The organism is Brevundimonas diminuta 3F5N (assembly GCF_900163625.1).
In the GTDB taxonomy this organism is placed as follows: domain Bacteria; phylum Pseudomonadota; class Alphaproteobacteria; order Caulobacterales; family Caulobacteraceae; genus Brevundimonas; species Brevundimonas diminuta_A.
In genome coordinates this window covers 1-24926 of record NZ_FUIE01000015.1, presented here as the reverse complement: position 1 = coordinate 24926, position 24926 = coordinate 1, and the positions used below count along the sequence as shown (strand labels likewise).

General features: G+C 64.7%; 29 protein-coding genes. 21 read left to right on the top strand and 8 right to left on the bottom strand.

The genetic code is table 11. The annotated features are described in order from the left end of the window. Nucleotides 1–2: 2 nt before the first annotated feature. The 17 genes from FM111_RS01955 (at nucleotide 3) to FM111_RS01875 (ending at nucleotide 13480) form a co-directional block, all read left to right on the top strand. Complete coding sequence (locus tag FM111_RS01955; protein ID WP_087139054.1) at nucleotides 3–410, top strand: phage tail terminator-like protein; 408 nt, start codon at nucleotides 3–5, stop codon at nucleotides 408–410. A 64-nt stretch (nucleotides 411–474) separates the two neighbouring features. Further along, complete coding sequence (locus FM111_RS01950; protein WP_087139053.1) at nucleotides 475–945, top strand: hypothetical protein; 471 nt, start codon at nucleotides 475–477, stop codon at nucleotides 943–945. Nucleotides 946–1008: 63 nt separating this feature from the next. Further along, nucleotides 1009–1419: a hypothetical protein gene (locus FM111_RS01945; protein WP_087139052.1), complete on the top strand. Its 411-nt coding sequence runs from the start codon at nucleotides 1009–1011 to the stop codon at nucleotides 1417–1419. Beyond that, on the top strand, nucleotides 1392–1775 hold the full coding sequence (locus tag FM111_RS16630; protein WP_444861013.1) for a phage tail assembly chaperone: 384 nt from the start codon (nucleotides 1392–1394) through the stop codon (nucleotides 1773–1775). The genes FM111_RS01945 and FM111_RS16630 overlap by 28 nt, the downstream gene beginning before the upstream one ends. Nucleotides 1776–2207: 432 nt before the next feature. After that, nucleotides 2208–2420, top strand: a complete 213-nt coding sequence (locus tag FM111_RS01930) for a hypothetical protein (RefSeq protein ID WP_143276027.1) — start codon at nucleotides 2208–2210, stop codon at nucleotides 2418–2420. Nucleotides 2421–3088: 668 nt separating this feature from the next. Further along, a complete protein-coding gene (locus FM111_RS01925; RefSeq protein ID WP_087139048.1) occupies nucleotides 3089–5521 on the top strand; it encodes a phage tail length tape measure family protein in 2433 nt (810 codons plus the stop codon). Continuing rightward, entirely contained in the window at nucleotides 5521–6108 is a 588-nt protein-coding gene (locus FM111_RS01920) for a hypothetical protein (protein WP_087139047.1), read from the top strand. Before FM111_RS01925 ends, FM111_RS01920 begins: the two co-directional genes overlap by 1 nt. Next, the gene (locus tag FM111_RS01915; RefSeq protein WP_087139046.1) at nucleotides 6108–6686 is read left to right on the top strand and encodes a hypothetical protein; all 579 of its coding nucleotides are present in this window, start codon (nucleotides 6108–6110) and stop codon (nucleotides 6684–6686) included. The genes FM111_RS01920 and FM111_RS01915 overlap by 1 nt, the downstream gene beginning before the upstream one ends. Then, nucleotides 6683–7174 carry a DUF6950 family protein gene (locus FM111_RS01910; RefSeq protein WP_143276026.1) on the top strand — a complete coding sequence of 164 codons (492 nt, stop codon included), beginning with the start codon at nucleotides 6683–6685 and terminating at the stop codon, nucleotides 7172–7174. Before FM111_RS01915 ends, FM111_RS01910 begins: the two co-directional genes overlap by 4 nt. Then, on the top strand, nucleotides 7174–10650 hold the full coding sequence (locus tag FM111_RS01905) for a hypothetical protein (RefSeq protein ID WP_087139044.1): 3477 nt from the start codon (nucleotides 7174–7176) through the stop codon (nucleotides 10648–10650). The genes FM111_RS01910 and FM111_RS01905 overlap by 1 nt, the downstream gene beginning before the upstream one ends. A gap of 3 nt (nucleotides 10651–10653) precedes the next feature. Next, nucleotides 10654–10794, top strand: coding sequence for a hypothetical protein (locus tag FM111_RS16315; RefSeq protein WP_179204988.1), 141 nt, complete (start codon nucleotides 10654–10656; stop codon nucleotides 10792–10794). Nucleotides 10795–10809: 15 nt separating this feature from the next. Beyond that, complete coding sequence (locus FM111_RS01900; RefSeq protein WP_087139043.1) at nucleotides 10810–11142, top strand: hypothetical protein; 333 nt, start codon at nucleotides 10810–10812, stop codon at nucleotides 11140–11142. A gap of 59 nt (nucleotides 11143–11201) precedes the next feature. Further along, nucleotides 11202–11570 carry a hypothetical protein gene (locus FM111_RS01895; RefSeq protein WP_087139042.1) on the top strand — a complete coding sequence of 123 codons (369 nt, stop codon included), beginning with the start codon at nucleotides 11202–11204 and terminating at the stop codon, nucleotides 11568–11570. Then, nucleotides 11567–11857: a hypothetical protein gene (locus FM111_RS01890; RefSeq protein WP_087139041.1), complete on the top strand. Its 291-nt coding sequence runs from the start codon at nucleotides 11567–11569 to the stop codon at nucleotides 11855–11857. Before FM111_RS01895 ends, FM111_RS01890 begins: the two co-directional genes overlap by 4 nt. A 461-nt stretch (nucleotides 11858–12318) precedes the next feature. Next, nucleotides 12319–12900 (top strand): glycoside hydrolase family 19 protein, encoded by a 582-nt coding sequence (locus tag FM111_RS01885; protein ID WP_087139040.1) that lies wholly within the window; start codon nucleotides 12319–12321, stop codon nucleotides 12898–12900. Then, nucleotides 12897–13109: a hypothetical protein gene (locus FM111_RS01880; RefSeq protein ID WP_087139039.1), complete on the top strand. Its 213-nt coding sequence runs from the start codon at nucleotides 12897–12899 to the stop codon at nucleotides 13107–13109. Before FM111_RS01885 ends, FM111_RS01880 begins: the two co-directional genes overlap by 4 nt. Continuing rightward, nucleotides 13106–13480 carry a hypothetical protein gene (locus FM111_RS01875; protein ID WP_087139038.1) on the top strand — a complete coding sequence of 125 codons (375 nt, stop codon included), beginning with the start codon at nucleotides 13106–13108 and terminating at the stop codon, nucleotides 13478–13480. Before FM111_RS01880 ends, FM111_RS01875 begins: the two co-directional genes overlap by 4 nt. Before the next feature lie 195 nt (nucleotides 13481–13675). Here the strand turns inward: FM111_RS01875 and FM111_RS01870 are convergent, their stop codons facing one another. The 6 genes from FM111_RS01870 to FM111_RS01845 form a co-directional block, all read right to left on the bottom strand. Beyond that, nucleotides 13676–14434 carry a hypothetical protein gene (locus FM111_RS01870; protein ID WP_087139037.1) on the bottom strand — a complete coding sequence of 253 codons (759 nt, stop codon included), beginning with the start codon at nucleotides 14432–14434 and terminating at the stop codon, nucleotides 13676–13678. Between the two features lie 427 nt (nucleotides 14435–14861). After that, a complete protein-coding gene (locus tag FM111_RS01860; RefSeq protein WP_087139035.1) occupies nucleotides 14862–15170 on the bottom strand; it encodes a hypothetical protein in 309 nt (102 codons plus the stop codon). Nucleotides 15171–15469: 299 nt separating this feature from the next. Continuing rightward, the gene (locus FM111_RS01855) at nucleotides 15470–15748 is read right to left on the bottom strand and encodes a hypothetical protein (protein WP_143276025.1); all 279 of its coding nucleotides are present in this window, start codon (nucleotides 15746–15748) and stop codon (nucleotides 15470–15472) included. Further along, nucleotides 15745–15975 carry a hypothetical protein gene (locus FM111_RS01850; protein WP_087139033.1) on the bottom strand — a complete coding sequence of 77 codons (231 nt, stop codon included), beginning with the start codon at nucleotides 15973–15975 and terminating at the stop codon, nucleotides 15745–15747. The genes FM111_RS01855 and FM111_RS01850 overlap by 4 nt, the downstream gene beginning before the upstream one ends. Further along, nucleotides 15972–16133: a hypothetical protein gene (locus FM111_RS16310; RefSeq protein ID WP_179204987.1), complete on the bottom strand. Its 162-nt coding sequence runs from the start codon at nucleotides 16131–16133 to the stop codon at nucleotides 15972–15974. The genes FM111_RS01850 and FM111_RS16310 overlap by 4 nt, the downstream gene beginning before the upstream one ends. Nucleotides 16134–16491: 358 nt before the next feature. Then, the gene (locus FM111_RS01845) at nucleotides 16492–19272 is read right to left on the bottom strand and encodes a M14 family metallopeptidase (protein ID WP_179204986.1); all 2781 of its coding nucleotides are present in this window, start codon (nucleotides 19270–19272) and stop codon (nucleotides 16492–16494) included. A gap of 398 nt (nucleotides 19273–19670) precedes the next feature. On the opposite strand from FM111_RS01845, the gene FM111_RS01840 reads away from it, so the two are divergent. Beyond that, entirely contained in the window at nucleotides 19671–20945 is a 1275-nt protein-coding gene (locus FM111_RS01840; protein ID WP_087139032.1) for a dicarboxylate/amino acid:cation symporter, read from the top strand. A 400-nt stretch (nucleotides 20946–21345) separates the two neighbouring features. After that, nucleotides 21346–21912, top strand: coding sequence for a helix-turn-helix transcriptional regulator (locus tag FM111_RS01835; protein ID WP_087139031.1), 567 nt, complete (start codon nucleotides 21346–21348; stop codon nucleotides 21910–21912). Between the two features lie 12 nt (nucleotides 21913–21924). Here FM111_RS01835 and FM111_RS01830 read toward each other — a convergent pair whose 3' ends face one another. After that, nucleotides 21925–22179, bottom strand: a complete 255-nt coding sequence (locus FM111_RS01830) for a hypothetical protein (protein ID WP_087139030.1) — start codon at nucleotides 22177–22179, stop codon at nucleotides 21925–21927. Nucleotides 22180–22351: 172 nt separating this feature from the next. Then, nucleotides 22352–22882 (bottom strand): hypothetical protein, encoded by a 531-nt coding sequence (locus FM111_RS01825; RefSeq protein ID WP_087139029.1) that lies wholly within the window; start codon nucleotides 22880–22882, stop codon nucleotides 22352–22354. Between the two features lie 149 nt (nucleotides 22883–23031). Here FM111_RS01825 and FM111_RS01820 point away from each other — a divergent pair, with 149 nt between their 5' ends. After that, nucleotides 23032–24234, top strand: a complete 1203-nt coding sequence (locus FM111_RS01820; RefSeq protein ID WP_087139028.1) for a threonine ammonia-lyase — start codon at nucleotides 23032–23034, stop codon at nucleotides 24232–24234. After that, nucleotides 24215–24757: an FKBP-type peptidyl-prolyl cis-trans isomerase gene (locus FM111_RS01815; RefSeq protein ID WP_143276023.1), complete on the top strand. Its 543-nt coding sequence runs from the start codon at nucleotides 24215–24217 to the stop codon at nucleotides 24755–24757. Before FM111_RS01820 ends, FM111_RS01815 begins: the two co-directional genes overlap by 20 nt. Nucleotides 24758–24926: the final 169 nt, after the last annotated feature.

The following is a 24926-nucleotide window of genomic DNA, read 5'->3' as shown; positions in this document are numbered from 1 at the left end:
TCATGGCCGATCCTGTCGTTGTCGCTGGCCTGCTGCTGGCGCGCTGCGCGACCCTCAACGTCGGCACACCGAAGATGCCGGTTGCCATGCCGGACGTGGCGTTCAACTCGCCGGCCGATGGTCGTTATCTCCGCGTCGACCTCTTCACCAACGCTCCCTTCTGGGAGGGCCTGACCTCGGGCCGGGTTGATCAAGGCCTGTTGCAGGTCACAGTTGTCTGGCCCAAGGGCAAGGGCCTGATCGTCCAGCGCCGGGCTGCCAAGCAGGTGATGGATCACTTCGCGAAGGGCTTGAAGCTGTTCGGCCCTGCCACCCGCGTGACCGTAAACCGCGAGCCCTGGGCCGCGTCACCGATCCCCGGCGATGTCTCCACGGAGACGCCGGTCACCATCAGCTGGACCGCCTCCTAGCCGTCCCTGACCGCCCTACTGCCGAGATGGGCGCCGGCTTCATCACCACCTGAAGGAGCCTCCTATGAGCGCACTCTCTGACGGGCTGGGCACCAAGGTCTTTATCGGCCCGGTCGCCACGTCCGACGACACTTCCACCTACGCCGCGCTGACCGGCTGGGTCGAAATCGCTGAAGTCGAAAGCATTGGCGAGTTCGGCGACGCCGCCTCGGCCATCAACTTCACCTCGTTGTCCGCAGCGCGCGTTCGCAAGCGCAAGGGCGCGCGCGACGCCGGCGACGTGTCGATCGTCTGTGCCAACATCCCCGACGACCCCGGCCAACTGGCGGCCATTGCGGCCGAAGGCACCCGCTTCCGTTACGCCTTCAAGATCGTGGCGAACGACGCCCCCGATGAAGCCGGCAGCGAGAGCGAGTTCTATTTTGGCGCTCTGGTGATGTCGAAGCGAGTGAACGTCGGCGCCTCCAACGCCGTGAATAAGCGCACGTTCAACCTTGGCATCGACACCGACATCCACGAAGTCCCGGCCGAATAAGGCCGCATCCCCTAAACTCTACTGGCGGGTCGCGCCCGCCAGTCCTTTTGCAGGATACGCACCATGGATCTTTCGGCCTTCAAGGCGTCGAACGCTAACGCGCCCGCCTTTTGCCACTTCAAGGATCTGGACGATCAGCCGATCCAAACCGACGCGGGCGAACCCGTAGGCGTCTACCTGTTGGGCCAAGACAGCGACACGCTGACCGAGCTGGCCAACCAGCAGACGAACCGCTTCTTGAACCAGCGCACGCCCGGAGCCGGCGTCACGGCGGAGAAGTCGCTTTCGAACACCATCGACTTCCTCGCCGCAGCCACGACCGAGTTCGCCAACATCGTCGTTGGGGGCGAGACCTGGGCGTGCGACGATGACAGCAAGCGAAAGTTCTATCGTGAGTTCCCGACTTTTCGCATCCAGGCCGAGAGGTTCGTCCGCGACCGGGGAAACTGGGTGAAGACCTCGCCGAAGGTCTGATCCGCTACGCCGAAGCCGTTCAGGCGGGCAATCGGACGCTCCCGCCGTTTCCCGACGAGCTCCAGCATGTTTGGTGGGCCTACGCCCAACTAACGGCGACGCGGGCGGTGGCGCAGGTCATGAGCCCGATCACATGGAGCGAGATCGAGGCTTTCAACGGCGCCGCTCTGGCTGGCCTGACGGCTTGGGAGAAGCGATTGATCCGCCGGATCGACGATGCCGTTAGGGCGGTGGCCCTAGGAGAGTACAACCCCAGCAGCCAAATCAGCACCCGCAATGGCAAGGGCGTGGTGGGGATGCTCCGGGGTCTAGCGGCTCGCAAAAAGCAGAAAGGTGACTCCATCGCGACGCCATGACAGGTTGGCGCGGCGGAGGACACCATGAGAGCAGTTGCATTAGTTGTTGGCTTGAGCGTTGCCGCAGCGGCGCCTGCGGCTGGGCAGCAGGAATGGACGCAGGGCAGTCTGGTCGCGCAAGCGAAGCGACTTCTGGACGATAGGCTAGTCGATTATCCCAGCGCGCGGTTCAGAGATGTGCGGATAGCCGCAGATGCCAAGTATCTATGCGGAGCAGTCAATTCCAAGACGCAGATGGGCGGGTACGGAGGCTGGCACCGATTCTTCGTCCAGATCGAGGAGCCAGAGCCGCGCCTAGCCTTGACCAACGATGAGGTCGTCGCGCCAGCGCTGGAGCGCGAGTGCGGGTCCCATGAGCGGGAATGGATTCCTGGCGATCACGCGTCAGCACTGAAAAGCCACGCCGATTGAGTGCCCCCCCAGGAGATCACCATGACTGAGCAAGAGGCGCGGGAGATCGTGGTCACGCCTGAGATGATGCGCGCGGGATGGTCTGCGTGCGAGGAAATTAGGGTCGGTGCGAGGGATTGCTACGACGAATACGACGGGCTCAGGGCTGCATTCCCCACGATGTTGAGGGTGTGGTTGGAACAGGGCGCGCCGGGCTGGTTTGCTTCAAAAGGAAGCTTAGAAGTTGCACAGTGATTTCGAACCGCCAGCGCGGATTCGCTAGTCTTTCGTCTCTCTGGCCGAGGTCTAGGCCCAGTTGAATGACTCTACCAGCATACTCGCTGTGAACCATGATCCCGTGCGTCGGATTATCACCGCACGATCGAGTGTAGACGTCAGGCATTTGAAGATCGCGGCAGTGCTCACGAACGGGCGACGATGTGAAGCTCAAGCCTCGCGCCTGATGCGCGAATAGGTTGCGAATAGTTGCGACCTTAAGGAGGTCGCCTCGAATCCTCAGGTCGATTAGGCCAATCAGGTACGCCAAGTTGACTTGGGTGCCAAAGGCGCCTGCTGGGCCGTTTAAGCCGAGAAACCTATCCGACAGTTCAGGATCATCCACTATTGACCGTTGAATCATGCCTTTGATGTCAGCTTCAAGGGCTCCGCCCGCTACAACAGCTAAAACTCGGTCAGATCCATCTGATAGCTCAGCTAGAACGTCGCTGTCTTTGAGTACTGAATGCCAAAATGATGCGTCTCCGCTGGCCAGAAAACTGGGCAATGAGACGAATATCTTCGGTTGATCCGCCATCCCGCCCCCAACGGTCTTTTGGGCACCCTGCGGCGCCGCTTCCTCCCCGTCACCCTGAACAGAATTCGAACAAGGCTCGCTCCGGCGGGCCTTTTTCTTTGGAGGCTCTATGGCTGACCTTGCCGAGCTGGGCATTCGTATATCTTCGGAAGAGGCCGCGCTTGCCGATCAGCGTCTCGACGCCTTTGCGGCGTCGGCTGACCGTGCAGAGGCCGCATCTGATAGCCTTGCCGGTGGCGCGCGACGGGCGAGCACTGCGCTGGCGACGATGAATGCGGCAGTTCGTCAGCAGGACGCTGTGCTGAGGGCGCAGCAGGCGGCTATGCGGTCCTCAACGTTGGAGGGGTTGAACCTCAGCCGGCAGTTTGCGGACGTCGGTGTGTCGCTGGCATCGGGCATGAACCCAATGTTGGTGTTCATTCAACAGGGGCCGCAGATTGCCGACGTGTTCCAACAGGCGGCCGCTGAGGGGCGCAACTTCAACACCGTCTTGTCGGGGCTCTACGCTCGCCTTGCTCCGGTGTTGGCTCCCCTGGCGGCTGTCGCGGTAGCTGCCGGGTCAGCGACCGCGGGGTTTGGACTACTCAACCGCGAACTCCAAAAGGGCATTCCGGACGATATCACGGTCGGCCTCGGCCTGACCGAGGAGCAGCTGAAGCGCGTCGAAAGTCGCAGCGTCACCTTCGGCGATACGATCGCGGCCACCTTCACTGTGATTGGGCGCCACATCATGGAAGGGCCGGTAGGAGAGGCGCTTGGCTGGCTCGGTGATCGCTTTTCCGAGGTGATGGATTGGATCGCTAAGACGTGGGTTGACGGCTGGGCGCTGCAAATCGGCGTGGCGGTGGGGGCCTACAAAACGATTGTCGAGAACTGGCGTCGTTTCCCAGCGGCATTGGGCGAGATCGTCATCGACGGCGTGAACGCAGCCATCGGCGGCATTGAAGACTTGGTCAATGCGGCAGTGCGCGGGCTCAACAGCTTCATCGATCAAGCAAACCGCCTGCCGTTCGTAGAAATCTCCAGTCTGGCGGAGCAGGCGCTGCCTCGGATCGCCCAGCGTTTCGATGGCGCCACGGCCGATATCGGACGGTCCCTGCAGGCGAACGTCACGGCCGAAATCGCGAACGCCCGAGCCGCGCTCATCGCCTTGGGTAGGGAGATTGGTGACGAAGCACTGGCCCGTGCCGTGCGGCGAGCCCTGGAGGAGGCTGGCGATCCGAACAAGGGGCGCAGCGGCGGAAAGAGCGACCTCGAAAAGCGCATAGACGAGACGTTGCGATACATAGAGGCGCTTAAAGACCAGGCCGCCACGTACGGCATGAGCGCCATCGCGGCCAAGCAATACGAGATTGCCCAGCGCGCGCTCAAGGCCCCAACCGAAGAGTTGCGGAGGGAAATCGAGCGCTACGGCGAAGCACTGCTGAACAAGATGCGCATCGAAGCGGCCGACCTGACGGCTAAACGCGACCAACTGGACATGATCCGCCTGGAGCGGTCGCTCATTGGCGCGACAAACCGTGAGCGGGCGGTCGCCCTGGCGCAGTTGGCAGAAGCTCAGCGTTTACGCCAAGCCGGCCTCAAAGAGGGCGACCCCGGCTATTCCGACGCTATAGGCATGGCGGGTCAGATCGAGGGCGAGCGCTGGGACAAAGACAACGCCATTGACCGCTTCAACGACAGCCTCCGCCTGACACTCGACCTCGCTCGCCAAGCGGACGACATCATGCGGGATGCGGCGCGAGGGTTCGGAGAGGCCTTTGGCGAGGCTGGCGACGCCATTGGTGGAATGCTGACCAGCGTGACCGGTCTCAACGCGCGCCTGGCGGAGATCGCCGAGCGGCGGGATGACCTAGAGCGCCGGGGCATGCTCACCAGTGCTCGCGCAGGTGAACTCGAGCGGGACCGGGCGGCCGCAACGATCGGGGCATATGGCGACATGCTCTCCGCCGCCCGCGGCTACTTCTCTGAAGGTTCGGACGGTTACAGGGCGCTGCTTGCGATTGAGCAGGTCTACCGTGCCTACCAACTGGCGTCGGCCATCCAATCCATGACACTCGGCGGGCAAGAGACCGCCTTCACGCTGGGCCAGAACGCCATTCGGGCGGCCTCACACGGCGTAGTCGCCGTAGCTCGAGCCATCGCCTCCCTGCCGTTCCCGCTAAACCTCGCAGCCGGCGCCGCGACCATTGCCGCTCTCGCCGCTATAGGCGTGAAGATCGCCGGTGGTGGGGGCGGTGGCGGAAGAGGGGCGGCTAACGATAACGACATCGGCCCAGATCACAGCACCAACGCTGTTCGTTCCTACTCGGCCATGGACGCCCAAGCTCGCGACCAAGCGACCTCGGCCATCGCCTCCAAGGTCGAAATCCGCGTCACGGCCGACCGGGAGGGCCTGAACGCCTACGTCGCCAGCACTGCCCAGAAGGAAGCCTTCGGCGTGGCTGCTCCGATGGTCGCCGCCGCAGCGGCCGGCACGAAACGCGACGTGATGGATACGCTGAACGCCCGCCAGGTCGGCAATCGAAAGATCTCTGTCTGATGGTCCACGTCCTCCCCACCACGCCTGAGCCGCGTTCGCCCTTCTCCTACGGGGTGATGCGACTGAGCAATGATGTGACCTCTCTGGTGGGAGGTAACCGCCAGCGGAACGCGCGGAAAGGCGACCACTACAGCGTCGACTTCAACATGCCGCCGATGGAGCCGAATGACGCTCGGGCTTGGCGCAAGCTGATGACGGCCTCCGACACGGTGCTGATGAAGATGCCTCAACCGGGCTTCGATGTGGGCAACCCCGGAGCGCCGAGGATCAACGGCGGGCTTCAGCTCGGCACGACGCTCAACCTCAAGGGCCTGACGCCGGGCTACGTCGTTCGCCAGGGCCAGTTCTTCAGTATCCTCACGCTGGGGCGCCGCTGGCTCTACGCGGCCGACGCCGATGCGACCGCCAATGGCTCGGGCAACATCGCCATCCCTCTCGAAGTGATGATCCGCACCAACCACCTCGACAATGACGTGGTCGAGTTCGACCCGTGGATAGAGGGCTTCCCCGCTCTCGAGGATGACGCCTTCACCATCCGGGAAGACGGTTACGTCTGGTTGACGTTCACCATCGAGGAGCGCGGCTGATGGAAGCCGCCCTCATCGCAGAGCGGCGCAAGGCGGTCTCTATCCGCTGCATCCTCGTCCGCATCTCTGGCCCCGACGGCCCGGTCTGCTGGACCGATAGCGGCATCGCCGTTTCCGACGCGGGCGGCGTGGGCTGGGAAGCCTACTACGGCGAGCACCCCGTCTACGGCTTGCTGTCGTCCGTCACCGGCATCACGAACGGTTCGGGCGACCAGACGACGCGTCCCAGCCTGGGGCTGTTGCCCAAGGACGATGTCGCGGCGGCCGCTCTTGGATCGCCCCTGATCCAGGGCTCGAAGGTCAAGATCTGGTCCGGGGCCATTGACCGCGCCTCGGGCCTTCTAGTCAGCGCGCCCAAGCTGGAGTTCTCCGGTCAGGTCGATCAACCGGCCATCAGCGCCGGGAAGTCCCTGACGATGACGATGCAACTGATCACCGATGGGTCGCTGCAGAAAGAAGCCAACGCGGACTACCGCCAGAACCACGCAGCCCACACCCGCGCCTGGCCGGGTGAGAATGGCTACGCGAACGTCTCGGCCGTCGTGAACGCAACCCGCACCATGGAGTGGCGCACGTGAAGAAGACGATCGGCGAGCGGCGCGCCGCCGCTGCCAAGGCCTGCCACGAACGCTTTGTTGGCAAGCCCTACGACCCCAAGGCGAACCGCGACTGCATCCGTCTGGCGGGCCACTCGGCCCACAAGCTGGGCAAGCGCGTCAGCCTGACCAAGGGGCTTCGCTACACGTCCGAGGCGGCTGGGCTGCGAGCGATGCGCAAGCTCGGCTTCAAGTCGCTGATCGAAGCGGTCGATGCGGCTTTCCCCGGCCGGCAGATCCCGCCCGCCATGGCACGTCCCGGCGACATCGTCGCCCTGAAGACCCATGACGAGAACGCCTTCGGCTGCGCTCTGACCGTCGCCTTCGACAACGGCAGGGTGATCGGCTTCGTCAACGGCGTTGGCGCGGTCTGCCGGGTCGATGACCCGTCTGCCTACCTCGCGGCCTGGAAGATCATCGGCCCGATGAGTCTCCCCGCCTTCGAAGACCTGTATCCGCGCGAGGACTGATGCCCCAGATCATTCCCCTGGTCGTCACCGCCATCACGGCTGTGACGAGCGCCGTCGTGGCTGCTGGCCCGCTGGCCGTCGCAGCGTTCAACGCGGCCAACATCATCGGCGCGGCGGCTCTGGCCAACGAGGCGTTTAAAGCCGTCCAGCCGCAGGTGAAGTCGTCCAGCACAGCCCTCGAATGGAACGCTGACCCCAACGCCCCCAACCGATTTGCCTTCGGTCGCGTCGGCGGCGCGGGCAACATCATCCACAACGCCACCTATGGCCCCGACAAGATGTTCGTCGGCTTCGTCGGGGTGATGTCGGCTTCGGGGCCGATCAAGAGCTGGCAGGCTTTCAAGGCTGATGACGCCTTCGTCTCGTTCGACGCTTCGGGCAAGGCGATCAACACCGAATACGCCAACGAGATGTATCTCGGGCGGCAGCGGGGTCGTCAGCCTGAGCCATCCTATCTGCCGTCGCCGTCGGGGCTGAAAAACGGCGCGGCAATGCCTCGCTGGGGTGCGAGCTATAAGCTCAGCGGCAAGGCGGCGTATATGTACACGCTCGCCGAGAACTCGAAGCGCTCTGCCTTCAAGGGCAAGGTGCCGACCGGCATCCACTACATCGAGGGCTTGTACTGCTACGACCCTCGCTTCGATAGCACCTACCCCGGCGGCACCGGCCCTTGCCGCATCGATGATCCCACAACATGGGTCTATTCGACCAATGCGTACATCCATGCCCTGAATTGGAGCATCGGCCGCTGGGAGGGGGAGGCTCGAGGCTTTAGTCCCGCCCGCTACGGCGTACCCTACGCCTCGATGAAGGTGGGCGGCATCGGCGCCACGCCTGAAGGCATCGACTTCTCCGGCTATGTCGAAGCCGCGAACGTGTTCGATGAGAACGCCTGGGCTTGCGCGGCCTGGCCTGACGCAGACCAGAGCAAAGCCGCCGTTCTCGACAGCTTCCTGCAAGCGGGAGGCGGCATCTACGCAGAGCGCCAGGGCAAGATCAGCTGCCTGCACCGAGCCGCGCCGCGCACGTCCGTCGTCACGATCACTGCCGACGATACAGCGGGCACCATCGAATACGACACGACCACCTCATTGCTGGAGCGGATTAACACGATCCGTCCGGAGTATTGGTCAGAGGCCCACGGCTGGCAGATGGTCGCCACCGATGAGGTCACTTCGGATGTCTGGCGCGAAGAGGACGGGCAGGGCGTTGCCGTCACCCGGTCCAAGGGGCTGGCCTACAACTACGTGCCGGGCTCCAAGCAGGCGCGCGAGCTGGCCGCCCTGCAGATCGCTCATACGCGTGAGGGCATTCGAGGCACGGCTCCGCTGCGCCATTACCTCGATCTGGAGGTGGGTGACTGCTTCACCTTCGAGGTGCCTGAGGCTGTCCTGAACGGCCAGAAGTGCATCGTTCTCAACGTCGACCCCGACCTCGAGAACGACATCATCAATGTGACCTTCGCCTCCGAGAGCGACGGCAAGTATCCGTTTGCCTTCGGGCAGGCCGACGCCCCGCCGCCTGCGCCCGCCCTACAACCGGCGGACAATACGGTTTCGCCACCGCTCCCCGGAGACTGGACGATCACGCCGCGCCCGCCGGCACCCGGCGGCGGCCAGCTTCCTGGCTTCGACCTCGGCGGGATCGTCTCCAACGAGACGGCCACGGCGGTGATCGTGGAGTACGGGCCGACTGTGACGGGGCCGTGGAAGCAAGCCTATCAGGGGCCTCCTACGGTCACGACGATTCCGATCGATGGCCTGCAGCCTGGCGCGACCTATTACATCGCGGTCCGGTACCAGCGCGACCAGAACTACTCCGAACGGTACGTCTACGGACCCCGCACGGCGCCGCTGCTGGACCCGTCTCCTACCGCCCCGACCATCGTCAGCATCAGAAACGACATCGAGGCGGCCTTCGGCGATATCTTCGACGTGTCGGAGCTTCTGACTGACGCCCGGACCCAGCTGGACGCCCAGGGCGCAGAGATCGCGGCAGCACGGGCAGGGGAGGCCAACCTCAGCGCTCGTATTTCTGGCGTCAATCAGGCGCGTATCGACGGCGACCAGGCCAACGCAATCGCCATCAGCGGCGTTGCAGCTCGAACGGCGAACACCGAGGCCGACATCATCGACCTTGAAAACGCCCTGGCGAATGAGGTGACGGCGCGGGCGGAGGCTGTCAATCGGGTCGAGGCGCGTTCAGGAGTAAACGAGGTCCTGGACAGTGAGTTCAGGGGCTATGTGGCAGGCGATACGAGCTGGGGCTTCGCCAGCAACTACCTCAGCGCGTCGTCTGGCGCGAACTTCGATGTCTATTGGTCCGCCAATCAGAACGTCCTCTACAGCTTCCTGAATGGCAACCCGCCTGCAGGGGCGCTTGGGGACTGGCGCTCTGGCTGGATGACCGCGGAAGGGCACGCGCGATACGAGGGCGGCGCAATGCTCGCTATCCACGCGGCTATCGGCCAGGTCTGGATAGAGTTCGGCGACGAGAGCAAGAACGTCATCGACAACGCACTGCTCGCGACAGGAGGCCGACCGGGCGGCGGCCATGGTGGTAACCCGGCTAACTTCGATCGCGTGGGTGGGTTTGCAACGGCTCCGGCCGGGACCGCATACCGACGGCTTCTGGTCCGGAACCTTTCGCCCGGAGGTGTCGGCTACACCTTCATGCCGTTCATCCGGCCCTATAGCCGCCCCGCGACAGCAACGCAGACGGTTTTGTCTGGTTATAGTGAGGGCGCTTCGACCCAAGTCAACGCGGCGGTCACCCAACAGTCCCTCGCGATCATTGACTTGGAGAACCAGCAGGCCATCGCTTCCTGGCGCATCAAGTCCGAGGCGTCAGGCAGTAAGCCTGCGATCATCGAGGCCGTATCGGCTCTGGGGGGCGCGTATGTGGCTTTCGGCGCGGAGCAGATTTATTTCGGCGGCAACACCGTCTTCGACGATGCGACTGACACCTGGCAGACTGTTGAGGGATCGACCGTCTATGTCCGGGCGGATGGCGCGCCGTTCGGCGCCAATGCGAACCTGCGGGAATGGTGGGGGCCTGTCGGCATTGCGCTCGGCGCCATGACGACAGCCAACGGGTACAGCGGTCGAATGACCACTGCTCCCTATAACTTCGACAACACCAGCGGGGTCGGCTTCCATGTGAAGTCGTCCCATATGTACATCAGCGCTTCACGCACGGGACCGGGCTCGGTCGGCACTGCCAACGTCACAGTTGAAGCGGTCGGGGCCGTGGGGCCGGTTGACTTCATTGTCTACCGCATGAGCGGTGACGCTGCGATTGAGGCTTCGCTGTCGCGCTGGACCGACACGACAGCGCCCTTCCAGCACGTCTTCTCATTCGACACCGACCTGACCAATCAGACGAAGCGAGCTGTCTTCGGGTGCTCTGCTAGGGACGCGGCCGGGAACACGGGGAATGTCGTGATCGAGGTCGAGATTTTCTACAACGAGGAGTGAGCCATGCAGCCGATGATCTATCTCGGTTTAGCCCTGCTTTTGGGGGTCATCGCCCTGATCTTCTGGGTGAACGCTCGAAGGTCTACCCGCCATCGCGGCGGTGAGGATCGAACGACCGGCACCGGCCGTAGCGAACATAACTAGGGGAGGGTGATCGCTATGACGCAAACAGACGCTGAAAGGCTCGCCGCCGCTGAAGCCGCCATGGCCGCCGCCGCTGAAGCCGCCAAGGCAGCTCGGTTGCCATCCGCAAACGCAGCCGTTGCCTTCCTTTCGGGGGAACAGGCAGTTGCCTTCTTGTCCGGTGTGAAGGCCGCCATTGCCGATAGCGTGGACGACCTGCCGCGCCCGCTCGGAACGCAGGGAGCTGAAGGCACCAAGCAGATGCTCCAACGCATCGTTACGTCGATGGAGAGCGGTCTGTCCGCCGCGCAGGGTCGGGTTCAGGCGCTGCAACCGGCGCCCGAGGCCCTGGCCGAGCCGGAAGCCTGACGAACCCGGTTCGCCTCTGGCGGGCTGTTTCCTGACAATCTGAAAGAGGAGGGCGGCGCATGCTGTCTGATCTACCCCCTGGCTTCGACCTGGGGCGGCTGCGCTATGCCTTCGGCGGCGCGGCCGGGTCGCTGGTCTACGGCGTCTACACCTTCGTCCAACTGGTGAAGGCGGGCCATCGGCCGACGCTGACCGACTTCTGGCGGGCTCTGGTCAATGTCACGGCCGGGCTGCTGGTCGGGACCATCGGCGCCTATGCCCTCGGCCCCGCGCTTGTGGCCCTGATCCCGTTCGAGGGGTTGAGGGCGGCCGTCGATCCCGTCGCCGTCGGCTTCGTCGTCGGCGGGCTGGGCTGGGAGCTTCTGCCGCTCGTCATCGAGGGGGCCAAGCGCTGGGCCTCCCGCCTGGGCAAGGAGAAGTCGGGATGACCTGGGTCGACTGGATCGCTGCGCTGGCCAGCAGCTACGGCAGCGCCTGCCTGCAGCTGCGTGCGCAAGCGCTGAAGCCCCGGATGGGCGACTATCCCGAGGGGCCGGGCGACGTGCGGCGAGCCTTGTTCGCCCTGTCGCTGGTCCTGGGGGCCTACGCCCTGACGGTTGCCGTTGGAGACTACAGCGCGTCGCACACTGAGGCGCTGCTGGTCTGCGCCGTGGCCTACACCGCCCATGTCTTGTGGCGGAACGTGAGACGGCAGAGCGTTAATCGCGTCGCCTAAGCAGGCGTGAGCGATTGCCTGCCTGCTTTGCTGCATCGGTCACGCAATTGGCTCCACGTCGCCTTACCCTCTAGGCCAAACAAATCTGAACGCGTGTATCCTTCATGAAATAGCGCCTTGCGCACTTCACTAGGAATACGGAAGCGTCCGCTGTCGGCCAACTCGAAGGCGCGCTCAATAACTGGCTTCTGATTCATTATGAACCTCGTTTTCGGCCGATCCTGAACGAAGCGATCTTCGATGTGGTTGCAGTGCTATCTGGCGCTTACCCGCCTGCCGCCAGCCAATAAAGCACTCCGAAGATCGCGAGACACAGGGCGATCAGCGCAGATTCCAGTAAGTGTTTGGATCGTCTTCGTGGCATCTCGATCCCTCTCGGTGAACGACGATACTGTGTAATTGGCCAGCCCGCTTGTCTAGCTGTGCGGCCATTCCCCTTACAATCTGAACTGGAGACCTCCATGCTCGACGCACGTCGATTGCAGGGCCGCCTCGGCGTGTCCGTTGACGGCATCATCGGCGCCGGAACCCTGACGGCCCTGTTCGCGCGGATGGGCGCGCAGAAGCCGATTGCCGAGGAACTGGGCCTCGCGGCCAATGTCCACTTCCGCACCTACGGCATCCTCGATAGCGGCCTGCGCCTGGCGCACTTCATGGGCCAGTGCGCCCATGAGAGCGGCGGCTTCCGATACATGGAGGAGATCGCCAGCGGGGCCGCCTATGAGGGACGCGCGGATCTCGGCAACACCCAGCCGGGCGACGGCCGCCGGTTCAAGGGACGCGGGCCGATTCAGACTACGGGCCGCGACAACTATCGTCGCGACGGCCGGCAGATCGGCATCGATCTGGAGCGCCACCCGGAGATCGTCTCGCATCCGTCGATCGGTCTGCTGGTGGGCTGCGTCTACTGGAGCGACCGCAAGCTGAACGCCAAGGCCGACGCTGACGATCTGCTGGGTCTGACCAAGGCCATCAACGGCGGGACGAACGGGCTGGAAGATCGCCGCCGTCGGACCGCGCAAGCGAAGGAACTGATCCTATGACCCCTGCAAAGATCGAATATGCGGTCGGACAGACCCGCCATAAGCAACCGCTGCGTCTTGTGAAGAGCCGCGCTTATGACGGCGCGACCGAATGGACGCTGTATCGGGATGAGGCCAGCCAAAGGGACGATAGAGCCTTCATCGGCGGGCTTTCTGACGACGTGATCTTGGCCATGGCAGAGGCAGTCAAGGCGGAGAAACGCCGATGATCCGGCTCCGCGACATCACCGCCACCGGCTGGCTCGCCGTCGCCTGTCTCGCCCTCGCCCTGATCCTTCTGACCATGTGCGCCGTCGATGACCGACAGAAGGCCGCTGAGAGGCTCCGGCAGGCCGAGGCGCACAAGACCCTGGCCGAGGGCCGCACGGCCGCTGCGCAGGACGCCAGCGCCATCCGCGACAGGGCCGACGCCCGAGACCAATCCACCGCCTCAATCGTCACCCAGGCTGAAAAGGAAATCCGCCATGCGTCTGATCGCAATGCTGCCGCTGACGCTGCTCGCCGCAGGGTGTGCCAGCTCTCCGATTACCGTGATGCACAGTGCGCCGTGTTCCGCACTGATCCCGGCCGGGTGGACTGAGCCTGTCCCGTCCGCCGCCCTTCCGCAGGAGCCCTCCGACGAGCGGGACTGGATGGCGTTCGGGGTGGCGCAGACTGGCGCTCTCAGGACGGCGAACGGCAGGACCTCGGACGTGATCGGGATCGTGCGCGCCTGCGAGGCCAGGGATGCGGAGGCCGTCGAGCGAATAGGGCGGCCGTGGTGGCGAGCTTGGCGTTAGGACCACGGAGGTCCGTCATAGTCATCGGGAGCAGGGGTAACCGCCCAACGTAAGGTTACTTCCTCGCAGGCCGCCTCCATATTTGTGAGCAGCGTTTTGTAGGTTTTGGGCGCCGGGTAGGCTTTTCCGGCCATCACATCGAAGGAAAAGCAAATAGCGGGGTCTGCCTGACCGAGATATGCTAAGTGTTCCTGGGCAAATAGCATGGTGAGTACCGATGCCACTTTGCAGCGGTCAGCTCTCGCGGTCCCGGAAGTCTCGGCGGCCTTTGAAAAGAGGAAGCTGACACCGCCAACCATATCTTTGCCCTTGGATATGCGATGGGCAGTGGCGTCGAGGGAAACACTAATGGTGACGCCGCCGATAAGGAGAGGCGGCTGCGCGCTAGCGATCGGGCGACAATCCAACTTATCCACGCCCATGGCATTCATGCTTTTCTGGAAAACCTGAATCGCCTCTAGAGACCGCCTCGCGTCGTCACGTGACCAACCGGTCGCATCTTCGTCGCTCTCCTTTTCGGTCAAGGCGTTTGTGACATCTGCTAAAATTCTATGATCTCTAATATCGGAGCAGATGAACTTTGATATTGCCTCCCTCGCGTGTCTGTATTGAGCGACTACTGCGGTTCTTGGAAACTTGGCGTCCTTAATGATTCCTTTACGCCTCGCGGACGAAGCCTTAAGATATTCAGCGAGCTGATTGGCGGACAGCCTGGGCTCGGCATTGTATCGGTATTTTTTGGAGAGCGGAGCCATGGAAGATGTTTTCCTTTCAGCGACGGTTCCCGGAGGGCGCACGCTGTGCGTTTCCCCCCTTTCAGCAAAGGCATACCGTGAGTCGGTGAAAAGCGGTCTCGGAGGCGACTTCGGGTATTTCGTCTACGAAATCGACAGCCAGAACCCACGGGCCGGGCTCGAGGTGATCGCTAAGGCGCCCTCATATGACGCCGCCGTCAGGTTATTCGATTTGCTAGTCGGCGGGCGGGCAGAGCCGCTGGCAGCTTAGTCAGCGTCGAGCTTTGGGCTCCGCCTTTGAGGCCCGCTCTCTTCGGAGGGCGGGCCTTTCTTCGTTGGGAACCGTCTTCAGTCTGGTCAGTTGGCTCATCGCAGCCCTTCCCATCCTCTGGGGCTGCCTTCTGGACAGAGCCCCTCGCCGGATGCCCCAAGCGCCGGCGAGGGGCTTTCAGTTCTGCGTAGTGCTGCCGCCAGCGTTGGCGGCCAGTTCCATTTTCACGTTTGCAGCCATGGCCTGCACGGCCTCTTCCACCGCTGCCCGTTCAACGTGTGGGTAGGCATCCGGCGCTGCTTCCAGGAATGCGGTGAGAAAGAGATCGGCGACCTGATTGTCGTCTAGATCCGCCCAAACCAGACTTCTCTCGCGAAGCCGCCTCTCCAGCAGTACGCCCGTAGCCCGGAGTGCATCCCCAAGGGGGCCGTTAAGCCGTTCTGCAAAATCTTCAAGGTCTTTGAGAGTGCGGGCGCTGTCGGTCATAATGCCGGAGCGTCCCACATTGCCTTGAGCCCGACAAATCTCTCCTGGATACGCGCCCAAAATCCTCCCTGCTTTCGGAACCCCAGGATATTGGATCAGTTAAGGTGATGCGCCGCGCCTCGCTGGCCCGCGTGCGCATCCGGGGAAGCGGCGCCCTCCATTGTTGTCTGCGATGGAGGGCGCGTCAGCTTAGGGCCGCCAGGTCTCGATTCGCCGCGCCGCGCTCGCCTTTGCTTTGGTCAGCAACCGCGTTTCGAACGCTGAGGATATGACCACCTTGGGCGAAGCCTCTCACGCCCTCAGCCGGTTGTGGAGTCGGGCTCCTGAAGCTTGATCCTAGACCGATCGACAGCGCGCGCCATGCCCTCGTAAGGGTAGCTCCAACTAAACGCAGCGCCGCTGAGGTCGGTCCAGGCGGCCTTCACCGTTGCCGACGCGGCCATTAGCGGAAAGCGCTGAGACGATACCGGGTTCAACTGGCCATGAAGTCGCTGGAGGCGTCGGTAGATGTCGTCCAGCTCCGCCAGGTCGTTCGCGTCCAGCACCTGCTTGCTCGACATGCCCTTGTATCGCGTCATGGATGATCACCTGATGCGGCGCGAAGCGATAATCCCTGCGCCTTCATGTCCTCAAAGGCGGCCAGAACCTTCTCGGCAGCGCCTGGAGCGATCCGGTTCAGCGTGGCCGCATGGCGAGCCAGCATATTGACCAGCACCGGGTCGTGCTTGGCGGCCTCGCCCTGGCGCCAGACGGCGACCATCTGCGCCAGTTGAAGCTCGGTAGCGGTTGGCACGAAGTCGCTCATTGCGGGCGCCCCACAAGCCGCATTCCCGCGACCAGCCCTGCGATCAGATCGACCGTTGGAGTGGGAATGTCTGCGCCGTCTCGCTGTTCAAGCTCGCGGTCCAGCTGCTCCAGATCGCGAGCGAAGGCCTCGTCTGGGCCAAGGGGTTTCGTTTCCATATTCGTCCTCCTCAAGCACCGACCCGAGGCGGACTCCTACATGAGAACGAAATAAGAACAAGAGGGCGTGGCGGCGGCCGGTTTCAGTTGGGAAAACGCCTGTAACCCATTGAAAACAAATAGGCCAAGAAGGCCCCGGTTGGGGGCTAGCTCATTGATTCTTCGACTACCCTTGGAGCTTCCCAAGCTGAATGTCGCGAGTTCGATTCTCGCTACCCGCTCCAACACTCCCCGAAAAGACAGAGCCTTTCTGAAGCTGGCGGTTGGCTTTGCGCCGGCCTCCGAGAGACTACATCCATGAAAAGGCCGCCCGGTTGATCGCCGGGCGGCCTTTCCTGTTCGTGGCGACGCTTGAGACTCAGCGCGCCGTCGTCGCCGGGCCGTAGAACAGGGCGTTGAACAGCAGGCGGCTGGAGGCGCGGGCCTGGGCGCGGTTCACCACGTCGGGGCCCAGGACGATAACGCGGCCCTGTCCGTGCTCCAGGTCTAACACGGCGTCGGCGCCCGACAGCTTGTCCGAGCCGATGGCCCAGCCGCTGGAGACCGCCACCTGTTGCGGATAGCGCACCAGGGAGGCCCCTTCGCCCGCATGGCGGAAGCCCGCGTTGCGGTTGAAGAAGACGTCCATCTGGCGCGGCGCGCCGAAGGTCAGGGGGCGGCTGTTGTCGACCTCGGTCTTCATCACCGCGCCGGGGATGAAGAAGTCGGTCGAGGCCAGGGGCTTGCCGTCCGCGCCCGTCAGCACGTCCTGCACTGGCGCGCCCATGGCGGCGGCCAGGCGGTGAGCCGAGCCGATGGTGACGACGCTGCCGCCCGCCCGCGCGAAGGCGTCCAACTGCGGCACGGTCTTCTCGGCGGTGATGTGGCCCAGCCAGCTGCGGTATTCGGCGGGGATGCTGTCCGGCGCCGGTTGCGGGCGCTGGGCGGCGGCGGACAGGTCGGCCGGGATCATGTCCGAGGCGAACAGCAGGACGTCGAAGTCCTTGTTCAGGTCGCCCGCGTCGAGGCGCTGGGGATAGACGACCTCGAACGGATATTCGAACTGTTCGAGCATCCATTTGGTCCAGCCCGAGGCCATCGAGCCGCCGTAACGATCAACCAGGCCGATGCGGACCGGCTTCAGCGTGATCCGTTCGCCGCCGGGGGCGCGGGCGACGGCGTGGGCGTTCAGGCCCAGGTCGCGCACGGCCGCCTCGACGATCGGACGGGCCTTGTCGTCGGCGGGAATCCACAGGGCGCCGGGGGCCAGGGTCGCGCGGCCTGCGCGGGTCTCGCCTTCCTGCCAGTAGACCGGTACGCCCGCCGCCAGCAGACGGTTGGTCAGGATGTAGCCGTTGATCGGCGCATGATCGATCAGCCATCCGGCGCGGCCGGCGCCTTCGATCTTGCCGGGCGGCGGGGCCATGACATCGGCGACGCGCTCGGTCGGCGCCTCGAAGCCGTCGAGGATGCGGTCGAACTGAACCCCCATCTGCAGCGCCAGGGTGTAGCCGGTGGCGTCATAGGGCAGGGCGGGCGGGCCGCCCGGATACTGCAGGTCGTGCGGGTGGTCCTGCGGCTCGAACATGTCGAGCACGTGCGGGCGATAGGCCTGGGCCGTCTTCACCACATAGGAGCCGGCCGGATAGGTCTTGCCGCCCACGGTGAAGGCGCGTGTGGCGCGCTCGACGTCGACGCCGGTCTTGATGAGGCTGTTCAGGAAGGCGACGGCGGTGGGCAGGTCGGCCTGATCCGCCGGGATGACATAGCCGCGCGGGTCGCGCCGGGCCGGGTCGCGCATGACCTGCTCATACAGGGCGGGGTCGATTCCGCGCCGGGCGTCAACCTGCGTTCCGGCCGCCGCGTTCAGGGCGTCCACCGCCGAGGGGGTGAGGCGCCAAGTGTCGGTCTCGCCCTTGTCGATGGCGTTCTGGCCCATGCGCCAGATGTTGAACAGCGTCCGGTCCTTGTTGCGTGAGGCGTAGTTCAGCACCGCGCGGTTGATCGACTGCGAATAGTCGATCGACTGGGCGAAACGCCAGGTCTGCGGCGCGACCGGCATGGGCAGGTCGTTACGCGGCAACTGGTTCTGCGGGATCAGGCTGATCCGGCTGGGCGTCGGGTGGCCGGTGATCTCGGTCAGCAGGCCGACGGCGTTGTGGAAATAGGTGACGGAGCGCTCCATCCCGTTGTTCCACGTCGAATAGTTCGCCCCGCTGCGCATGGTCGCGCCGGGCTTGCCTTCTTCGATCAGGCGGCTGTGCATGGCGGCGCCGACCTCGGACAGGGTGCTCATGACCAGCGGGTCGTAGTTGTAGTTGAAGGGGTCGCGGAACGGCGGCATGAAGACCACGGTCCCCGCCGGCGCTGTCTGGTGGTGGTTGTAGATGATCTGCGGGAACCACTCGCGGAAGAACTGCCGGTTGACGTTGGTCGTCTCGGTCATGGCCGACAGGTAGTAGTCGCGGTTGTTATCGTGGCCGACGTACTTCTGATACAGCACAGGGATGCTGTCGTACTCGCGCTTCAGCGGATCCTCGTTGCGCATGTACCAGGTGGAGACCAGCTCCCACCCGTCCGGGTTCAGCGGCGCGAACAGGATGACCACGTCGTCCAGGATGCTCTTGGCCTCGGCGTCCTCGGCCGTCAGCCACTCATAGAGGGCGGCGATCAGGGCCTGGGGCGGCACCGTCTCGGTCGAGTGCAGGCCGCCGTCGATCCAGACCACGGCCTTGCCTTCGGCGGCCAGGGCGCGGGCTTCTTCCTCGCTGACGCCCTCGGCCTTGGCCAGGCGACGCGCGATTTCCTGATAGCGGTCGATGTTCGCCAGATTTTGCGGCGAGGAGACGACGGAGAGGTATTGCGTCCGCCCCTCCGACGACCGGCCGATTTCCAGCAGCTTCATCCGGTCCGACTGTCCGGCCAGGGTGTGCAGGTAGCGCTCGAACTGGGTGTAGGTGATCAGGCGATAGTCGGCGCCGACCTCATGGCCGAACGCTTCCATCGGCGTGGTCAGGGTGCGGGCGGGCGCTGCGGTCGCCGCCGGCACGGTGGAGATGGAGGCCGCCGCCTCCAGCGCCAGGGCGCTGGTCGAGGAGAGGGCCAGGACAGCCAGCCCGGCGGCCAAGCGGCGCGCGGAACCAAGGGTGGGACGGGACATGCGGACTCCTGATGCGTTCACTCGATCAGCCTTCTGCGAGGCTTGAGCGCAGCTTGGCGTCTTCGAGGCGCGGACGCAATTTGCGTCGCGTCGGTCAACGGCGCATCAGGCGAGTATTTTCCTGCGCCGCCTCGGACAATTCGGGTGAGATCGCCCCTTTTCGGAATTTGCTTCAGGCGTGGACGAATTTTCAGACTCCAGGCCGGAAAATATTCGTTTCTAGGCCGAAATTCGACGGCCAATCCATGCTTCGCACGCCTAGACCTCGAGGAGTTCGTTGGAGGTCAGAGGATTTTCGTTTATTCGCTGCCTCTTCCTTCTGGGCGGGTGGGGATCCTCCATCGGTTTGTAACTGCGGTCCGGCGACGTCGGGCCTGCAAAGCTGGACGACTTTTTGTATGAAACGCTTGTTCGCCTATTTCATCGTCGGAGCGATGATATTGGGGGTCCTGACGGGTTGGGGCCTCAATCATTTCCTGACGGCTGACGAGGCGTCGGCCGCGGCGTCGAACCTGAATTTGATCACCGACGTCTTCCTGCGGCTGATCAAGATGATCATCGCGCCCCTGGTGTTCACGACCCTGGTGGCGGGCATCGCCCACATGGAGGACGCCGCCTCGGTGGGGCGGATCGGGGTCAAGACCATGACCTGGTTCATCGGCGCCTCGATCGTGTCGCTGGTGCTGGGTCTGGTGATGGTCCAGCTGCTGCAGCCGGGCGCGAACATGCACCTGCCTGAAGCCGTGGCGGCCGCCGCGCCGGCGGCTTCGACGGACGCCTTCTCGCTGCATGGCTTCATCACCCACCTGGTGCCGACCTCGATCTTCGACGCCATGGCCAAGAACGAGATCCTGCAGATCGTCGTCTTCTCGGTCTTCGTGGGCACGGCGGTCGCCGCCCTGGACGACAAGGCCCCGGCGGTGCTGCACCTGGTCGAACAGGCCGCCTCCATCATGCTGAAGGTGACCGAGTTCGTGATGAAGATGGCGCCCTTCGCCATCTTCGCCGCCCTGGCCTCGACCATCGCCACGCAAGGTCTGGAGATGTTGGGCACCTACGCCAAGTTCGTGCTGGGCTTCTACGGCTCCATGGGCGTGCTGTGGGGCCTGCTGTTCCTGGCCGGCGCCGTGGTGCTGGGCAAGCGGGTGATCCCGCTGTTCCAGGCCATCCGCACCCCGACCTTGCTGGCCTTCTCGACCGCCAGTTCGGAAGCGGCCTATCCGCGCATCCTTGAGGCCCTGCCCAAGGTCGGCGTGCGCCGCCGCATCGTCAGCTTCGTCCTGCCGCTGGGCTATTCGTTCAACCTGGACGGATCGATGCTCTACTGCACCTTCGGCACCATGTTCATCATGCAGGCCCACGGCGTGCAACTCAGCGTGTCGCAGCAGATTTTCATGCTGCTGCTGCTGATGGTGACGTCCAAGGGCATCGCCGGCATCCCGCGCGCCTCCCTGGTGGTCATCATGGCCACCCTGACCTACTTCGGCCTGCCTGAGGCCTGGATCGCCATCGTTCTGGGCGTCGATCACCTGCTCGACATGGGCCGCTCGGCCACCAACGTGGTCGGCAACTCCGTCGCCGCCGCCGTGGTCGCCAAATGGGAAGGCGAACTGGACGACATCCCCGATCCCTCGGACGAGACCGACGGGGCTGAACAGCCGGCTGTCGCCTAGTCTTCCGAGGCGCTCACATGGAAACGGCGGTCCTGCGAAGGGCCGCCGTTTTCAATTGCGCCCACCGACTTGAAGGCGACGCCCGCCGTATCCGCGGGAGGATGAGATGGGGCGTGAATGCGTCATTTGCAGCGAAGCTTAACCCTGAAATGTGAAATTCAAGTCGCAAAAAGCAATAAAGATGCGCTTCCTGTGGATATGCGTTAAGGTGTCGTTAGTGCTCAGGCGTTGCTTACGTTGAAGATGCGGCCGGCTTCGAGCGAAGCCGTGCGCCAGTCCTGGAGCGTTGGTGTTGGAACAAGCTGTGTGGGAGGCTGGCCGGGCAGGACGCCGGGCCGGAGAGGGGGCGTGGTTCGCCCCGGACAGACGATTGAACCCGGATCGCCGTCGACGGCCATGGATGGCGCCTGCCGACGATGTCGAGGGGCAGTGCAATCGCGCCCTGGCAGCCTGGATCGATCACGAGATGCGCGCACGCCTGCTGGTCACGCGGACGCTGGAGGTGGTGTGGCTGAATGAAGCCGCGCGCGCGCTTCAAGAGGACGGCGAGCTGTTCGGCGTCGAGGGAGGGCGGCTGTCCACACGATCGCGCGCCTTGCCGCGCCTGATGGCCCAGGCCCGATCAGATGAGACGCGGTGCCTGGCGGCGCCGGGGTCCGACGGGCGGACCTGGGTGATCTGGGCGCGCGAGGTGGCGTCGGCGCCGACCTGCCTGATCGGCCTGACGCTGCAGTGCGTCGGCGGCGAAGTGCGATTCCAGGCCCTGATCGAGACCCATTTGCTGTCGCCGTCCGAAGGGCGGATCGTGGAGATGTTGCTGGCGGGCAATGAGACGGGCCGCATCGCCCAGATCATGGACGTCTCGCTGGAGACGGTCCGGTCTCACCTCAAGCGGGCCTATCAGAAAATGGGCGTCCGCAGCCGGGGCGAGTTGTTCGCCCAGGCCATGGCCTTCGTGGTGCCCTGAGAAGAAGGCGGCCTAGGGCGCGATCGGCGCCGTCAGGGGCGCGGGCGTCGCCGTCGCAGGCGCTTCGGCGGCCTTGTCGATCAGCAGAGGGCCCATGGCGAAGGCGGCGACGGCGGCGCCGGCCGACAGGGCCAGCACGGCCACCACGCCATAAGCGATCAGCGAGCGCGACCGGCGACGGCGAAACCCGCCCGGCCGCACGTTGCGCACCAGCACATAGGGGTGATTGCTGAAGGCTTCGGAGCCGATGATGTTGTGCTGGGACAAGAAGACGCTCCCGACTTTCCTTGAACGGAACGGCTCAGAGAGCGGTTTCTTGGGGCCAAAGGATGGCGAACGCTGATCAAACGACGACGGCCGCGCAGGAACGCGGCCGTCGAAAAACTGCTCAGCTAACGGCCTAGTTTACAGCCTGGCTAACGGCTCAGCTGGGGGAGTTTCAGCCGCCGAGCGTGACATTGACGGCCCGGCCGCCGCGGGTCTGCACCCGGCGCATCAGCACCATGACGCTGTCGTCGGCCTTGACCGGGGCGATCAGGAACCAGCTTCCGTCCGGCAAGCCGGAGAAGCGGAAGCCGCCGTCGGCGCAGGGCTCGGCCCGTTCATAGGAGCGATAGTCGGCGCCCTGTTCGCCGGCCGACCGGGCGCGCACCACGGCGGCCGGGACGGCGGCGCGATCGGCGGCGCCGTACAGGCGGTCGATGCGGGCGCGGGTGTAGCGGGTGTCGGGGATCAGGCCGATGTTGCCGGCGCACTGGAAGGCGCGGCCGTCCTGGACGAAGGCCACGCGGCCTTCAATCGAGGCCTGGCCGGCGCGGGTCGACCAGGCGAAGTCGTCGGCGTTGAAGACGGCGGGGCCGACGGCGCTGCCGCCCATCGGCGTCGTGGCGCAGGCGGAAAGCGCCAGACCGCCGATCACGAGGGCGGCCAGCCCCTTGAGGCGGGCGGGCGAGCGCGAGAAGGTGGTCATGAGGGCGGCTCCCGGTTTCAGTTCAGGCGTCGACCCGGCATGACCTTGCAGGGCGGGGCGAGTCAAGGTTGCTCGCCGTCCCGCCCTGTTCCACAAGGGGATCGTAGACCGGACGAAAGAGGCCGGCCGTAAACAAAATCAGGGACTTCATGACCGTCACCATCGACGATATCCGCGAGGCGCAAAAACGCATCGCCGGTCAGGTCGACCGCACGCCCGTCCGCTACTCCCGCCGCCTGTCGCAGCTGACCGGCGCAGAGATCTGGATCAAGTTCGACAATTTGCACTTCACCGGCAGCTTCAAGGAGCGCGGCGCCCTGAATCGGCTGCTGCAGCTGACGCCGGACGAGAAAAAGCGCGGCGTCGTCGCCGCTTCGGCGGGCAACCACGCCCAGGCCCTGGCCTATCACGGCGGCCGTCTGGGCGTGCCCGTGACCATCGTCATGCCCGAAGGCACCCCCTTCGTGAAGGTGGACGGCACGCGCGCCCACGGCGCCAACGTCGTCATCCACGGCCTCGATTTCTCCGGCTCGACCGAGGAGGCCAAGCGGCTTCAGGCCGAGCACGGCTATGTCTTCGTCTCGGCCTTCGACGACGAAGGCATCGTTGCGGGGCAGGGCGTCTGCGGCCTGGAATTCCTGGAGGACGCGCCGGACCTCGACGCCCTCATCATTCCCATCGGCGGCGGCGGCCTGATCGCGGGCAGCGCCATCGCGGCCAAGGCGATGAAGCCGGACATCAAGATCTTCGGCGTCGAGGCCGCCCGCTATCCGTCCTTCACCGCGCGGCGTCGCGGCGAACCGGCCAAGTGCAGCGGCCAGACCATCGCCGAGGGCATCGCCATCAAGGCCGTGGGCGAAATCCCCTTCGCCCTGGCCGACAGCCTGATCGACGAGGTCTTCGTCTGCGAAGAGGCTGATTTTGAAAAGGGCGTGGCGCTGCTGGCGACGCTGGAGAAGACGGTGGCCGAGGGCGCCGGCGCCGGCGGTCTGGCCGCCATCCTGGCCAATCCCGAGCGCTTCAAGGGCATGAAGATCGGCGTCGAACTGACCGGCGGCAACATCGACGCCCGCATGCTGGCCGTGGTGCTGAACCGTGAAATGGTCCGCGAGAAGCGGCTGATCGTCTATCGCATCCTGGGCGACGACCGCCCCGGCATGCTGTCGGCCATGGCCGCCGTGATCGGCGGTCTGGGCGGCAACATCATCGACGTGGTGCACAACCGGCTGGCGCTGGACGTGCCCGCCAAGGGGGCCGAGTTCGACATCATGGTCGAAACCCGCGACTCCCGTCATGCCGAGGAAATCGGCGCCGCCTTGAAGGACCAGGGTTATGAACTTCGCATGGGCTAAACGCCCCTCCATCGCCGCCGTCGCAGCGACCGCCCTGCTGGCTCTGGCCGCCTGCGGCCGTCCGGCTGCGGCGCCCGAAGACCTGGCGAAGAACGCCGCGGAATCCGCCGCCTTCATGAAGCAGAACGCGACGGAAGAGGGGGTGCAGACCCTGCCGTCCGGCCTGCAGTACAAGGTCGTGGCCTCCGGTCCGGCGGGCGGCGTCCAGCCTGACCGCAACGATCTGGTCAAGGTCGACTATGAGGGCACGCTGACCGACGGCACGGTGTTCGACAGCTCGTTCAAGCGCGGCGCTCCGGCGGTCTTCTCGCCCGAGGGCGTGGTGCCCGGCTGGACCGAGGCCCTGCAGATGATGAAGCCCGGCGACGAGTGGATTCTCTTCCTGCCGCCGGAACTGGGCTACGGCGAGATGGGCGGCCCGCCGACGATCCCCGGCAATGCGGTGCTGGTGTTCCGCCTGAAGCTGCTGGACGTGGCCCCCGTGCCCGGCGGCGGCCGCGGCGTCGGCCAGGCGACAGGCTGACCGCTTCCTTCTCCCCTTGAGGGAGAAGGTGGCTCGCGCAGCGAGACGGATGAGGGGTGGCGTCGCGGCGGCTTGAAGGTTCGGCCACGACGTCGCCCCTTCGTTTCTGAATGTCGCGCCGACACCCCTCATCCGAGCGCCTCCGGCGCCCACCTTCTCCCTCAAGGGG